The 12,852-nt window shown below is 70.1% G+C and carries 10 protein-coding genes, 3 tRNA genes and 1 pseudogene; 5 read left to right on the top strand and 9 right to left on the bottom strand.

The window, feature by feature from the left end; genetic code table 11:
* Nucleotides 1-210 precede the first annotated feature (210 nt).
* A complete protein-coding gene (locus tag ACZ7L9_RS03665; RefSeq protein WP_471412190.1) occupies nt 211-1,305 on the top strand; it encodes an RNA polymerase sigma factor in 1,095 nt (364 codons plus the stop codon).
* A gap of 121 nt (nt 1,306-1,426) precedes the next feature.
* Here the strand turns inward: ACZ7L9_RS03665 and ACZ7L9_RS03660 are convergent, their stop codons facing one another.
* From ACZ7L9_RS03660 to ACZ7L9_RS03645, 4 genes are all read right to left on the bottom strand, one after another.
* A complete protein-coding gene (locus ACZ7L9_RS03660; protein ID WP_471412189.1) occupies nt 1,427-3,358 on the bottom strand; it encodes an ABC transporter ATP-binding protein in 1,932 nt (643 codons plus the stop codon).
* A complete protein-coding gene (locus ACZ7L9_RS03655) occupies nt 3,358-5,091 on the bottom strand; it encodes an ABC transporter ATP-binding protein (RefSeq protein ID WP_471412187.1) in 1,734 nt (577 codons plus the stop codon). The genes ACZ7L9_RS03660 and ACZ7L9_RS03655 overlap by 1 nt, the downstream gene beginning before the upstream one ends.
* Nucleotides 5,092-5,278: 187 nt before the next feature.
* Nucleotides 5,279-6,724 (bottom strand): FGGY family carbohydrate kinase, encoded by a 1,446-nt coding sequence (locus ACZ7L9_RS03650; RefSeq protein WP_471412186.1) that lies wholly within the window; start codon nt 6,722-6,724, stop codon nt 5,279-5,281.
* Nucleotides 6,725-6,795: 71 nt separating this feature from the next.
* On the bottom strand, nt 6,796-7,092 hold the full coding sequence (locus ACZ7L9_RS03645; RefSeq protein ID WP_471412769.1) for a YtxH domain-containing protein: 297 nt from the start codon (nt 7,090-7,092) through the stop codon (nt 6,796-6,798).
* Nucleotides 7,093-7,273: 181 nt separating this feature from the next.
* Between ACZ7L9_RS03645 and ACZ7L9_RS03640 the strand changes: the two genes are divergently transcribed.
* The 3 genes from ACZ7L9_RS03640 to ACZ7L9_RS03630 all read left to right on the top strand — a co-directional run bounded on the left by ACZ7L9_RS03640 (nt 7,274) and on the right by ACZ7L9_RS03630 (nt 7,758).
* Nucleotides 7,274-7,346 (top strand) — tRNA-Asn (locus tag ACZ7L9_RS03640).
* Between the two features lie 5 nt (nt 7,347-7,351).
* Nucleotides 7,352-7,424 (top strand) — tRNA-Asn (locus ACZ7L9_RS03635).
* Between the two features lie 257 nt (nt 7,425-7,681).
* A tRNA-Ile gene (locus ACZ7L9_RS03630) sits at nt 7,682-7,758 on the top strand.
* 310 nt (nt 7,759-8,068) lie between these two features.
* On the opposite strand, the gene ACZ7L9_RS03625 is transcribed toward ACZ7L9_RS03630, so the two are convergent.
* Nucleotides 8,069-8,641, bottom strand: coding sequence for a rhodanese-like domain-containing protein (locus tag ACZ7L9_RS03625; RefSeq protein ID WP_471412185.1), 573 nt, complete (start codon nt 8,639-8,641; stop codon nt 8,069-8,071).
* Between the two features lie 74 nt (nt 8,642-8,715).
* On the opposite strand from ACZ7L9_RS03625, the gene ACZ7L9_RS03620 reads away from it, so the two are divergent.
* Nucleotides 8,716-8,994: a metal-sensitive transcriptional regulator gene (locus tag ACZ7L9_RS03620; protein ID WP_471412183.1), complete on the top strand. Its 279-nt coding sequence runs from the start codon at nt 8,716-8,718 to the stop codon at nt 8,992-8,994.
* A gap of 36 nt (nt 8,995-9,030) precedes the next feature.
* Here ACZ7L9_RS03620 and ACZ7L9_RS03615 read toward each other — a convergent pair whose 3' ends face one another.
* The 4 genes and pseudogenes from ACZ7L9_RS03615 to ACZ7L9_RS03600 form a co-directional block, all read right to left on the bottom strand.
* A complete protein-coding gene (locus ACZ7L9_RS03615; protein WP_471412182.1) occupies nt 9,031-9,777 on the bottom strand; it encodes a sulfite exporter TauE/SafE family protein in 747 nt (248 codons plus the stop codon).
* Nucleotides 9,774-9,983: a hypothetical protein gene (locus tag ACZ7L9_RS03610; RefSeq protein ID WP_471412180.1), complete on the bottom strand. Its 210-nt coding sequence runs from the start codon at nt 9,981-9,983 to the stop codon at nt 9,774-9,776. The genes ACZ7L9_RS03615 and ACZ7L9_RS03610 overlap by 4 nt, the downstream gene beginning before the upstream one ends.
* A gap of 62 nt (nt 9,984-10,045) precedes the next feature.
* Nucleotides 10,046-11,409: pseudogene (locus tag ACZ7L9_RS03605) on the bottom strand (rhodanese-like domain-containing protein).
* 184 nt (nt 11,410-11,593) lie between these two features.
* On the bottom strand, nt 11,594-12,811 hold the full coding sequence (locus ACZ7L9_RS03600) for an MFS transporter (protein ID WP_471412179.1): 1,218 nt from the start codon (nt 12,809-12,811) through the stop codon (nt 11,594-11,596).
* Nucleotides 12,812-12,852 lie beyond the last annotated feature (41 nt).

Here is a 12,852-nt window from a genome sequence, read left to right as displayed (position 1 = left end):
GGCCGGATGCTGACGCCCGTCCCCGGCCCCGTCCGCGTAACCGGTCGGTCACGGACCGGACTCAGAAAGTCCCCGCACGCCCCTCGTGGCGGCGATGCGTCTTCCCCCACACTGGGGGGCGGTGCCTGAGTCATCGGAGCGCGGCCGGCCCACCGAACGGTGGTCCACCATCCCCCGCGATCCGGCAGCGATCACCTGGAGGTCGCCCCCGTGCAGACCCGGACCGTGACCAAAACCGAGCATGTCTCGGCCATCCCCGCGCAGCACCGGGCCGTGCACCATCCGGAGGCCGCGGTGGAGCCGCAGACACCGTCCGACCCACCCGAGGCACTCGTGGAGGAGCCGCCGGAGGTGCCCGAACCCCCGGAGCCGAGGGGCCGCCCGGAGACCGTCGGCCCGTCCTCCGATCTCTTCCGTCAGTATCTGCGGGAGATCGGCCGGATCCCGCTGCTCACCGCCGCCGACGAGGTGGAGCTCGCCCGCCGGGTCGAGGCCGGACTCTTCGCCGAGGAACGGCTTGCGAGCACCCCGGATCCGGACAGCCGGCTGGCCGTCGACCTCGACCGGCTGGTGGTCATGGGGCGGATGGCGAAGCGCCGTCTCATCGAGGCCAACCTCCGCCTCGTCGTCTCCGTCGCCAAACGCTATGTCGGCCGCGGGCTGACCATGCTCGATCTGGTCCAGGAGGGAAACCTCGGACTGATCAGGGCGGTCGAGAAGTTCGACTACGCCCGGGGCTACAAGTTCTCGACGTACGCGACCTGGTGGATCCGTCAGGCCATGTCCCGCGCCCTCGCCGACCAGGCGCGGACCATACGGGTCCCGGTCCATGTCGTCGAGCTGATCAACCGGGTCGTACGCGTCCAGCGCCGGATGCTCCAGGAGCGCGGCTACGAGCCGACGCCCGAGGAGGTCGCCGACCAGCTCGACCTCACCCCGGAGCGGGTCGGCGAAGTCCTGCGGCTCGCCCAGGAACCCGTCTCGCTGCACGCCCCGGTCGGCGAGGAGGACGATGTCGCCCTCGGCGACCTGATCGAGGACGGCGACGCCGCGTCCCCGGTCGAGTCCGCCGCGTTCCTGCTGCTGCGCGAGCACCTGGAAGCGGTGCTCTCCACCCTCAACGAGCGCGAGCGGAAGGTGGTCCAGCTGCGCTACGGGCTGGCCGACGGCCGGCCCCGCACACTCGAGGAGATCGGCAGGATCTTCGGCGTGACCCGCGAACGCATCCGCCAGATCGAGTCCAAGACCCTCAACAAGCTGCGGGACCACGCCCACGCCGACCAACTCCGCGGCTACCTCGACTGATCGCGCGTGACGGGGCCCGCACCGCCGACCGGCGGTACGGGCCCCGTCACGTTGCCGAGCGTTGCCGGTGGGGCCTCTCGTTTGGATCAGGCCGAGCCCGGCATGATCCAAACGAAAGACCCTAGTCGACTTCGGCGACCGCCTGCGCGAACTGCGCCGAATACAGCCGGGCGTACGCCCCCTCGGCAGCCAGCAGTTCGTCGTGCGTGCCCTGTTCGACGATCGAGCCGTTCTCCATCACCAGGATGACGTCGGCATCCCGGATGGTGGAGAGCCGGTGCGCGATCACGAAGCTCGTACGACCGTGCGCCAGGCGCGCCATCGCCTTCTGGATCAGCACCTCGGTACGGGTGTCGACGGAGCTCGTCGCCTCGTCGAGCACCAGGATCACCGGGTCGGACAGGAACGCCCGCGCGATGGTGATCAGCTGCTTCTCGCCCGCGCTGACGCCGGAGCCCTCGTCGTCGATCACCGTGTCGTAACCGTCCGGCAGGGTGCGGACGAAGCGGTCCGCGTGGGCGGCCCTCGCCGCCTCCTCGATCTCTTCCCGGGTGACCTCGCGCGAAGCGCCGTACGCGATGTTCTCCGCGATCGACCCGCCGAACAGCCAGGTGTCCTGGAGGACCATGCCTATCCCCGACCGAAGGTCGTCGCGCGACATGTTCGCCACGTCGACCCCGTCGAGAGTGATCCGTCCGCCCGTCACCTCGTAGAACCGCATCAGGAGATTGACGAGTGTGGTCTTGCCCGCGCCGGTCGGGCCGACGATCGCGACCGTGTGGCCCGGCTCGACGTTCAGCGACAGGTCCTCGATGAGCGGCTTCTCCGGGTCGTAGCGGAACGACACCTTCTCCAGCGAGACGCTGCCCCGCAGCTCCTTCGGGCGCTCGCTCGTGCCGGGCGCGGGGTCGGCGCCCTGCTCCTCGGCGTCCAGCAGCTCGAAGATGCGCTCGGCCGACGCGACACCCGACTGCACCAGGTTCGCCATCGAGGCGACCTGGGTCAGCGGCATCGAGAACTGCCGCGAGTACTGGATGAACGCCTGCACGTCACCGATCGACAGCGAACCAGAAGCGACCCGCAGACCACCGACGACGGCGATCAGCACATAGTTCAGGTTGGAGACGAACATCATCAGCGGCTGCATGATCCCGCTGTTGAACTGCGCCTTGAAGCCCGCCTCGTACAGTGCCTCGTTCTGCTCGGCGAAGCCCCGTGCGGACTCCTCCTGCCGCCCGAAGACCTTCACCAGGGTGTGCCCGGTGTACATCTCCTCGATGTGGGCGTTGAGCTTGCCCGTCACCTTCCACTGCTGCACGAACTGCGGCTGCGACCGCTTGCCGACCTTCGCGGCCACGACCACCGAGAGCGGCACCGTCACCAGCGCGACCAGCGCCAGCAGCGGCGAGACCCAGAACATCATGACCAGCACGCCGATGATGGTGAGCAGGGAGTTGATGAGCTGGCCCATCGTCTGCTGCATCGTCTGGGAGATGTTGTCGATGTCGTTCGTCGCCCGACTGAGCACCTCGCCGCGCTCGGCGCGGTCGAAGTACGACAGCGGCAGCCGCGACAGCTTCGTCTGGATGTCCTCACGCAGCTGGAACACGACCCGGTTGATGATCCGGATCGACACCCGGGTCGCCACCAGCATGAGCAGCCCGGCACCGACATAGACCGCCAGCGCCGTCAGCAGTACGTCGCCCACCGCACCGAAGTCGATGCCGTGACCGGGGACGAAGTCCACCCCGGAGAGCATGTCGGCGAGGCCGCTGTTGGCCTTGCGCAGGCCCTCGATGGCCTGCTCCTTCGTCGTGCTGTCGGACATCTGCCCGCCGATGACCCCGGCGAACACCAGGTCGGTCGCCCTGCCGAGGATCTTCGGCCCGACCACCGACAGCCCGACGCTCACCACGCAGGCTGCCAGCATCACGTACAGCGAGGCCTTCTCCGAGCCGAAGAGCTTCAGCAGCCGCTTCGAGGACCCCTTGAAGTCCATGGACCGGTCGGTCGGCGCCCCGCCCGCCATCATGCGTCCGCCAGGACCGGCCATTATGCGGCCTCCGCTTCCGTCAGTTGGGAGAGCACGATCTCCCGGTACGTTTCATTGCCGTCCATCAGCTCGTGATGGGTACCGGAGCCGACGACCCGGCCCTCGTCCAGTACCAGGATCCGGTCGGCGTCGCGGATGGTGGACACCCGCTGCGCCACGATCACCACGGTCGCCTCGGCCGTCTCCTGCGCGAGTGCCCCGCGCAGTGCGGCATCGGTCGCGTAGTCGAGCGCCGAGAACGAGTCGTCGAAGAGGTAGATCTCCGGCCGCTGCACCAGCGTCCTGGCGATCGACAGACGCTGCCGCTGCCCGCCGGAGACATTGGTGCCGCCCTGCGCGATCGGCGCGTTCAGGCCGTGCTCCAGTGCCTCGACGAACTCCTTGGCCTGCGCGACCTCCAGCGCGTGCCAGAGCTCCTCGTCGGTGGCGTCCGGGTTCCCGTACCGCAGATTCGTCGCGACCGTCCCGGAGAACAGGTACGGCTTCTGCGGAACGAGGCTCACGGTCTTCGCCAGCAGCGACGGTTCCAGCGTCCGTACGTCCGTGCCGTCGACCAGCACCTGGCCGTCCGTAACGTCGAACAGCCGCGGTACGAGCCCGAGCAGCGTCGACTTCCCGCTGCCCGTCGAGCCGATGATCGCGGTGGTCTCGCCGGGGCGGGCCACCAGATTCACCGACCGCAGCACCGGCTCCTCGGCGCCCGGGTAGCGGAAGTCCGCCCCGCGGACCTCCAGATGCCCGTGGGCGCGCAGCTCGCGCACCGGCTTGACGGGCGGAATCACGCTCGATTCGGTCTCCAGGACCTCCTGGATGCGCTCGGCACAGACCTCGGCACGCGGCACCATCATGAACATGAAGGTGGCCATCATCACCGACATGACGATCTGCATCAGATAGGCGAGGAACGCGGTCAGCGCGCCGATCTCCATGCCGCCACTGTCGATGCGGTGGGCACCGAACCAGACCACGGCGATCGAGGACACGTTCACGACCGTCATCACGGTCGGGAACATCAGCGCCATCAGCCGGCCCGTGGACAGTGCCACATCGGTCAACTCGTTGTTGGCACCGCGGAAGCGCTCCTCCTCGTAACGGTCGCGGACGAAGGCGCGGATGACGCGGTTGCCGGTGATCTGCTCACGCAGCACCCGGTTCACGGTGTCGACCCGCTCCTGCATGGTGCGGAACAGCGGCCGCATCCGCTTGACGATCAGGCTCACCGCGATGCCGAGCACCGGCACCACCGCGAGCAGCACCGCCGACAGCGGGACATCCTGGCCGAGCGCCATGATGATGCCGCCGATACACATGATCGGCGCCGAAACCATCAGGGTGAACGTCATCAGCACCAGCATCTGGACCTGCTGGACGTCATTGGTCGTACGCGTGATCAGCGAGGGCGCGCCGAACCGTCCGACCTCACGCGCGGAGAACGACTGCACCCGGTCGAAGATCGACGCCCGGACATCACGGCCGAGGGCGGACGCGGTGCGGGCGCCGTAGAAGACGGCCCCGATGTTGCAGACCACCTGGCCGATGCTGACGGCGATCATGATGCCGCCGAACTCCAGGATGTAGCCCGTGTCCCCCTTGACGACACCGTTGTCGATGATGTCGGCGTTCAGGGTGGGCAGATACAGGCTGGCGCAGGTCTGCAGGAGTTGGAGGAGGACCAGCAGCAGGATGGGTTTCTTGTACGGGCCGAGATAGGCCCGCAGGAGTTTTATGAGCACGCGTGTCTCTCGGAGTCGGCAGAGGTCGGGAGTCGACCCATTTTCCGGTACCCCCGAGGGCGACCGCGAACGATTTTCTTCAAGACCAGGTCAAAAAACAGACCGAGTACACATGCGGAAGATCGATCTCCGACGGGTGCACCCGGTCATGTCACGCAGGGTGTGCGGCAGGCCACCCGACAGGCTCTCAGGGCGCGGAGTCGAACGCCCCGGGATGGATCTGGTCCCGTGTCGCCACGTACTGCTGGCGGACCGCCTGCCCGACCGCCAGCTCCTCGCCCGGCTCCAGCACCTGCGCCGCGGCACCCTGCCAGGCCGGGGGAGTGAGCGGATCCGCGGTCCCCTGCGAGACCCCCAGCGCCCAGGCCGCCTGCCGGGCCGCGCCCAGCGCCGCGTACTCGGCGGGCTGCGGCACGACCACCTGCGTACCGAACAACGCGGGCGCGAGCCCCTGCACGGCGGGCAGTTCGGCCGCCGCGCCCAGCAGGAACACCCGCCGCACCTCGACCCCGCGGCCGCGCAGCACATCGAGCGCGTCGGCCAGCGAGCACAGCATCCCCTCGAACGCCGCCCGCGCCAGATGCTCCGGCTTCATCGACTCGCGCCGCAGCCCGCACAGCGTCCCCGCCGTGTGCGGCAGATGCGGGGTGCGCTCGCCCTCCAGATACGGCAGGAGTACGAGACCGGAGGCGCCCGGCGTCGACTTCAGCGCCAGCGCGGACAGCTCCTCAAGACCCTCCACGCCCAGCATCTCGGCGGTCCCGCGCAACGCGCGTACCGCGTTCGACGTGTACACCACCGGCATATGCATTCCGGTCGCGTCAGCGAACGAGGTGATCATCCCGCTGGGATCGGACAGCGCCTCGTGGTGCACCGCCATGACCGAACCCGACGCGCCCAGCGACACCACCGCGTCGCCGACCCCGATCCCCAGCCCGAACGCCGCCGCCATCGTCTCGCCGGTCCCCGCGGAGATCAGCAGCCCCTCGGGCGTCTTCCCGGCCGCGTCGGAGGGGCCGAGGACCTCGGGCAGCGCGGCCTGGTGCCCGAGCGCGAGCTCCACCAGATCCGGCCGGTAGGAACCACTGTCCGCCGACCAGTAACCGGTGCCGGACGCCGCCCCCCGGTCGGTGGTCCGCCGAGCCGGCCGCCCCAGCAGCTGCCACACCAGCCAGTCGTGCGGCTGCAGCACCGAGGCCACGCGCCGGGCGGCCTCCGGCTCCGTCCGCGCCAGCCAGCGCAGCTTCGACACCGGCTGCGCGGCCTGCGGCACCGCCCCGACCGCCTCGGCCCAGGACTGCCGCCCGCCGAGCCCTTCGATCAGATCGGCCGCGGCGACCTGCGCGCGCTTGTCATTGCCGAGCAGTGCCGGACGTACGAGATTGCCCTGGTGGTCCAGCGGCACCAGGCCGTGCTGCTGCGCGGAGACACCGATGGCCTGCACACCTTCGAGCAGCCCGCCGTCGGCGGCCTCACCGAGTGAGAGCAGCCACGCCTGCGGGTCGACCTCGGTGGCCTTCGCCTCGACGGGGTGTGCGGCGTATCCCCGGCGCAGCACGGCTCCGGTGTCCGTATCGCAGACAACGATGTGCGTGAAGGCGGAAGAACTGTCCAAGCCGGCGACTATGCCCATGCCCAAGATTCTGCCGCACCGCCGGAGCGTTTCCGTACCGGTGATGCGGCAGCGGGCGGGCGGCCCGTCCGCTACGTGTTGGTGGTGCCCCAGTCGTCCTCGCCGTTCAGGCCGTTGCGCCCGCGGTCCCGCAGCGAGCGCACCCGGTCGGTCACCGAGGCGGGCACTTTCTCGCCGACCGCGTGGCAGGCCTTCTCGGCCAGATCGCGGCCGCCGCGCGCTGCGGACTCGGCGGTGTTGCGCACGGCCGGATTCTGGGCGAACTGACGTGCGGACTTCTTCATCTGCTCGTAGCGCTCGCGCCCGGCCCGCGTGCCGATCACGTATCCGAGGGCCAGTCCGGCGATGAACGTGAGCCGGTACCGCATGGCTGCCACCCTTCCTTGCTCAGTGCGACGTGTGCTGCCCGCCTACCCGCGGGCACCCGAGATCACCCCGGGCGATACCGATTGGCAAAGCACCCCCCTGCTTGCGCTAATGTATGTGTCGCAGCGAACGCCCGCCGCCCGGCAGTAGCCAGGTAGGTGGAGTCCGGTGCAAACGCAGCAATCCCCTGTAGCTCAATTGGCAGAGCAGCCGGCTGTTAACCGGCAGGTTACTGGTTCGAGTCCAGTCGGGGGAGCGCGATCCCCTGTAGCTCAATTGGCAGAGCATTCGGCTGTTAACCGGAGGGTTACTGGTTCGAGTCCAGTCGGGGGAGCGGAACGGAAGAGGGCCCTGCGGGGTCCTTTTTCGCGTGCCCGGGGGTGTGCCCATGACCGTCCGGCAACGTGGTGCGCGGCGTGGTGCGTGTGGGGTTCAGGTAACTCTTTGGCGTCTACTCCGCACCGTCCGGAACCGGGCAGGGCGCGGCGCGGTCTCCATGGTCATGTGTGGCCGACCATCCGGAGCGAGAGATCGTATGACCGGCTATGCTGCGGCAGACGGCGCGCACACTTGTACGCGCCACGCCGAAAAGGGGCGGTAGCTCAGCCGGTTAGAGCAGCGGACTCATAATCCGTCGGCCGTGGGTTCGAGTCCCACCCGCCCCACCATGAAGCCTCAGGAAGAAACGATCTGACCTGGGGTTTCTGTCATTTGTAAGATCGACCATTCAGTGGTCGTCCACCCCACACCTCAAGGTATCGGGCTGGTGTGACCGAGGTGTGACCGCGCTGTCCGACGGTGTGTCGCAGCAGCCTCCGGGGTGGCCACGGATGAGATCTGCCCTCATGCTGCTCGCTCCTGGCCGTCGTCCTCACGAGCGCGTTCGCGCCGGCGCCCGGCCACCGTCAGCGACGCACTGCCCCGACGGCAGACCGCTGCCCGCCCCCTCTCGATCGGGGCGGGCAGCGGCATTCGTGATCAGGCGGCCAGGCGCGCGAGCGTGTCCTGGAGGGAGACGGTGTTCCTGGGGGGCCGGTTGTGGGGGAGCCTGGCCAGGATCGCGGCCATCCCGCAGGTGTTGGTCACGCCGGAGAACACGAGGCCGGCGCCGACCGCGCCGGACAGCCAGTGCGCCGGCTGCCAGGCGAAGCCCGCGAGGAATCCGACGACGACCAGCGACCCGGCGGCCAGCCGGACCTGGCGGTCCATCGGCCAGGTGGAGCGCGCTCCGGCGGGCCGCTCGACGGGGTGGCCCGCGGCCGCCCAGCCGCCGGTCCCGCCCTCCAGGTTCGCGGCCTCGATCCCCAGGGCGGACAGCTGGATGCAGGCCTTGGCCGAGCGGTTGCCGGAGGCGCACACCATCAGCAGCGGTGCGAGGCCCGAAGCGTCCTTCAGTGCGCCGACGGCCTCGTGCAGCCGGTCCAGGGGGATGTTGTGGGCGCCGGGGAGGTGGCCGCCGGCGTACTCGCCGGGAGTGCGGACGTCGATCACGGTGAACTCCGCGTACCGGGCAGCGGCCTGGGAGAAGGACAGAGGGGCGGGGGTGGTCACGGAACAATGCCTTTCGGGAATGGGTCGCCCTCCACGTACGATACCCATAGGGGTATATGGAGGAGGAAGGGTATATGGAACTCGACATGACGGCCGATGAGCTGAAGTCGGCGCTGAACCGGCTTCGGCGTGCACAGGGCCAGCTCGCCGGCGTGGTCAGGATGATCGAGGAGGGGCGGGACTGCGAGGACGTCGTCACGCAGTTGGCCGCCGTCTCCCGCGCCCTGGACCGGGCCGGGTTCTCGATCATCGCGACAGGGCTGCAGCAGTGCATGACCAGCGACGATCCGCAAGTGCGGGACTCGGTTCAGATGCGGGCCCGGCTGGAAAAGCTCTTCCTGTCACTGGCCTGATTCCCGTCACCGGCCTGAACGGTCGCCCCGTGGGGGTCACAGCACTACGCCCACGGCCATCGTCACGGCGACGGCCAGCAGCAGAATTCCGAAGCCGCGCTGGAGTGTGTCCGGCGCGACCTTGGCGGTCAGGCGTTTGCCGTCCCAGGCGCCCAGAACCGCCGTCGCGATGAACGGCATGATCAGGGCCCAGTCCAGGGTGACATCGGTGGTCGCCCTGGCCGCGAGGGCCACCAGCGCGTTGGCGATGATGACCAGCAGGCTCGTGCCGACGGCCGCGCTCATCGGTACGGCCAGTACGGCCACCAGCGCCGGGACGGCGAGGAAGCCGCCGCCGACTCCCAGGAACCCGGTGACCGCGCCCAGCCCGGCGCCGGCCCCGGCCGCACGCCCCGCCGAGACCGACGTCCCGCTGCCTGCGGGGGTCTTGCGGCGCAGCATGCGCAGGGCGGCCAGTGTGGCCAGCACGGCGAAGGCAAGGGTGAGCACGGCGGCGGGGATGTGCGCGGACAGCAGTCCCGCCCCGGCGGCAGGCAGGATTCCCGCCGCCGCGAACAGCAGTCCCGCACGCCAGTTCACGGCTCCCGCCCTCTCGTGGGCCACGAGGGCGGTCAGCGACGTGACGATGACGATGATCAGGCTGGCCGTGGTTGCCTCTGCCGGGCTGAAGCCGAGCAGGTAGATCAGCGCGGGGACCGTCAGGATGCTGCCGCCGGCCCCCAGTGATCCGAGGGCCAGGCCCACCAGCGCGCCGGCGGCCAGGGCCAGCAGGACCGCGGTCATATGACGGTGCCCGCGAGTCCGCGTGTGTTGTGCACGGTGCCTGCGGGGGCGCGTGTGTTGTGCACAGTGAGCCCCGCCGCGCTCCACGCCCTCGTGCCGCCGGTCACATCGACACAGGGCATCGGGCGCTCGGCGAGCAGCCGCGTCAGGGGTACGTGCACGGCCCCCGGGGCGGGGCGACCGCCCTCGCGTCGGGAAAAGATCATCTTGCGTTCCTTACGTGCTGCCGCCGACCGGGCAGTGGCCCGGACCGGACGGGAATGTGCAGTCAGTGCCGGTCAGGGGCCACGAGGGCGAGTCCCGCATCCGCGGCTGCGGCGTATCCGTCGTCGACGGCGACCACGTCCCGTCCGGCGGCGTCCAGCACCGAGGCGGCGATGGCCGCCCGCATCCCTCCGGCGCAGTGCACCCAGACGGTACCCGCGGGCACCTCGTTCAGGCGCTGGTGGATCTGGTGGACGGGGACATGGACACTGCTCTCGATCCAGCCGCCGGCCCGCTCGCCGTCCCGGCGCACGTCCAGGACCACCGGCTGTTCTCCCCGCGCCCGTGCGGCGGCGAGGCCGGCGAACGTCGCGCGCGGGAACGAGGCGAGTGTCCCGTCCTCGGCGACCCAGTCGGAGGGCGCGCCGACCGCGGCGGCGGCCGGCCGGTCGATACCCACGCGGGCCAGTTCCCGCTGAGCCCGGGTGACGTCCTCGGCGCTCTGCGCCAGGAGCGTGACCGGCTTGCCCCACGGGATCATCCACGCCAGATACGTCGCCAACTGGCCCTCGATCTCGAAGTTGAAGGCCCCGGACACATGTCCTTCGGCGAACGCGACACGGCTGCGCAGGTCGACAACCCACTCACCGGCGGCCAGGCGTCGCGCGATCTCACCGGCGTCGGCCCGCCGTGGCTCGGTCAGGTCCAGCGGCGCGGGGCCCGCGGCGTTGGCCGGGCCCATGTGCGTGTAGTAGGCGGGCACGTCGTCCAGGCCCGCGAGGAGGCCGGCCACGAACGTCTCCACGTCCTGCGCCAGTACGGGGTTGGAGACCTTCTCCGCCCCGATGGTGCTGTGCTCGCCCCCGGCCTGGGTGGAGGAGCAGAAACTGCCGAACCCGTGTGTGGGCATGACCGCCACCGCGTCGTCCAGCTCGGCCGCCAGGCGGTGGGCGGAGGCGTGTTGGGCACGGGCCAGCTGTTCGGTCAGCCGGGGCTCCACGAGATCCGGCCGGCCCACGCTGCCGATCAGCAGCGATCCGCCGGTGAACGCGGCGACCGCCCGGCCGTTCTCCTCAAGGACGTAGGAGGTGTGGTGCGGTGTGTGGCGACCGCCTTCAGCCCGATGCCGTCCTCGATCCGCTCGACGTCACCGTCGGCCACCGGCACCCGCTCGTACGCCACCGATGCCCCGGCCGGCACCAGATAGCGGGCCCCCGTGAGACGGGCCAGTGCCAGCCCGCCGGTCACGTAGTCGTTGTGCACATGCGTCTCGGCGACCGCGACGATCCGCACACCGCGTTCCGCGGCAGCGGCGATGACCCGGTCGATGTCCCGGGGCGGGTCCATGACGACGGCCGCCCGGGCTCCCCCGGCCAGGTAGCTGCGGTTGCCCAGACCTTCGGTCTCCAGGGTGTCGGCGAAGAACACGGCAATCTCCCTTGAAATTTTACCCCCCGGGGTATCTGTCATCTACCGTAACAGAGATACCAGGGGGGGTATTTCTGACAGGGGATGCGACGCCCGTCACCCAGTGGTTGCTGCGGGTCCCGGCCCCGGCCTGTTCACGCCATGGACCCGCAGCCCCCGGGCCGTACTCGTCGGGATGCCGGGTTCAGGCGGCCAGCGGCACGGGCGCCGGGGCGCCGATGCGGCCGGTGCGCGCCAGCCCGTACACGGCACCGGCGCAGCCCAGCCCGGTCGCCGTCAGCGCCGCCCAGGTCAGCCACAGCGCGTGGTGGGCGGCGGCGAAGTCCCACAGTGCTCCGGTGGCCAGGTTGCCCAGCGTGACACCGAGGCCGGAAACGGTGTTGTAGAGGCCGTAGTGCGTGGCCACCAGGCGGTTGCCGGAGAGTGCCACGACGGTGTCCATCTCCAGCGGGTAGACCACCGCACTGCCCACCGCCAGCAGGGCGACGGCCGCCGCCAGGGCCGCCAGCTCGACCGAGGTCCGCCACATCCCCGTACCGGCGGCCTGGGCGAGGGCGAGCGGGGTGAACGCCAGGCCCATCGCGGCCAGCCCGCGCACCATCGCCTGCGAACGGCTCCACCGCGCCTTCGCCCAGGCGGTCAGCCTGAGCTGCCCGGCGACCGTCACCGCGGCGGAGAGCACGAACAGGCCGCTCGTGGCCTTCGTGCCGTCGGCCCCGAGCGTGGCATCGGCGGCCATGGGAAGGGCCAGGTAGACCTGGAAGGTCAGCACGTAGGAGCCGATCATCGCGAGCGAGAACAGCAGGAACGGCCGGTTGGCCACCACCTGGCGCCACTGCGCGAGCACCCCGTCCGCATCCCCGCTGTCCTTGGCGGCGGTGGCGCGGCGGGTCGGCAGTGCGTGGCCCTGGAGCACGGTGAGCGCGGCGAAAATGGCGGCCGCGACGGTGCACACCAGGCGGAAGTCGGCCGCCAGCAGGGCGAGTCCGACCAGCGGGCCCAGCAGCATCCCGGCCTGGTAATAGACGTTGAACGCGGCGAAGGCGTCCACCCTCCGCTCGCCGGCCTCGGCGGCGAGGTAGGCGCGCACGGCCGGGTTGAACAGGGCCCCGGCGAACCCGGTGGCCGCCGACGCGGCCACCAGGGCGGGCAGGCTGTCGACCCACCCCAGCAGGGCGAACCCGCCGGTGCGCAGCAGACAGCCGACCATGATCGGGGCCTTGTAGCCGAAGCGGTCGGCGATGGTGCCGCCGATCAGGAACATGCCTTGTTGGGAGAAGTTACGCACCCCCAGCACGAGGCCTACCGCCCAGGCCGCCAGCCCCAGTTGCCCTGCGAGGTGAGCGGCGAGATAGGGCATGAGCATGTAGAACGCGAGGTTGATGGCGAACTGGTTCACCATCAACAGCCGCACCGCCGGAGAAAAGCTCCGGGTCGCCGCCG

This window comes from Streptomyces sp. NPDC111516 (assembly GCF_055635345.1).
This window is presented reverse-complemented; position numbering and strand designations above follow the sequence as displayed.

What these genes read in the sequence shown, in the direction of transcription:
- ACZ7L9_RS03615 (WP_471412182.1), bottom strand. Translation starts at nt 9,777, where the DNA reads ATGACCGCGGTCCTGCTGGCCCTGGCCGCCGGCGCGCTGGTGGGCCTG.
- ACZ7L9_RS03610 (WP_471412180.1), bottom strand. Translation starts at nt 9,983, where the DNA reads ATGATCTTTTCCCGACGCGAGGGCGGTCGCCCCGCCCCGGGGGCCGTG.
- ACZ7L9_RS03600 (WP_471412179.1), bottom strand. Translation starts at nt 12,811, where the DNA reads ATGGTGAACCAGTTCGCCATCAACCTCGCGTTCTACATGCTCATGCCC.
- ACZ7L9_RS03650 (WP_471412186.1), bottom strand. Translation starts at nt 6,724, where the DNA reads ATGGGCATAGTCGCCGGCTTGGACAGTTCTTCCGCCTTCACGCACATC.
- ACZ7L9_RS03660 (WP_471412189.1), bottom strand. Translation starts at nt 3,358, where the DNA reads ATGGCCGGTCCTGGCGGACGCATGATGGCGGGCGGGGCGCCGACCGAC.
- ACZ7L9_RS03620 (WP_471412183.1), top strand. Translation starts at nt 8,716, where the DNA reads ATGGAACTCGACATGACGGCCGATGAGCTGAAGTCGGCGCTGAACCGG.
- ACZ7L9_RS03645 (WP_471412769.1), bottom strand. Translation starts at nt 7,092, where the DNA reads ATGCGGTACCGGCTCACGTTCATCGCCGGACTGGCCCTCGGATACGTG.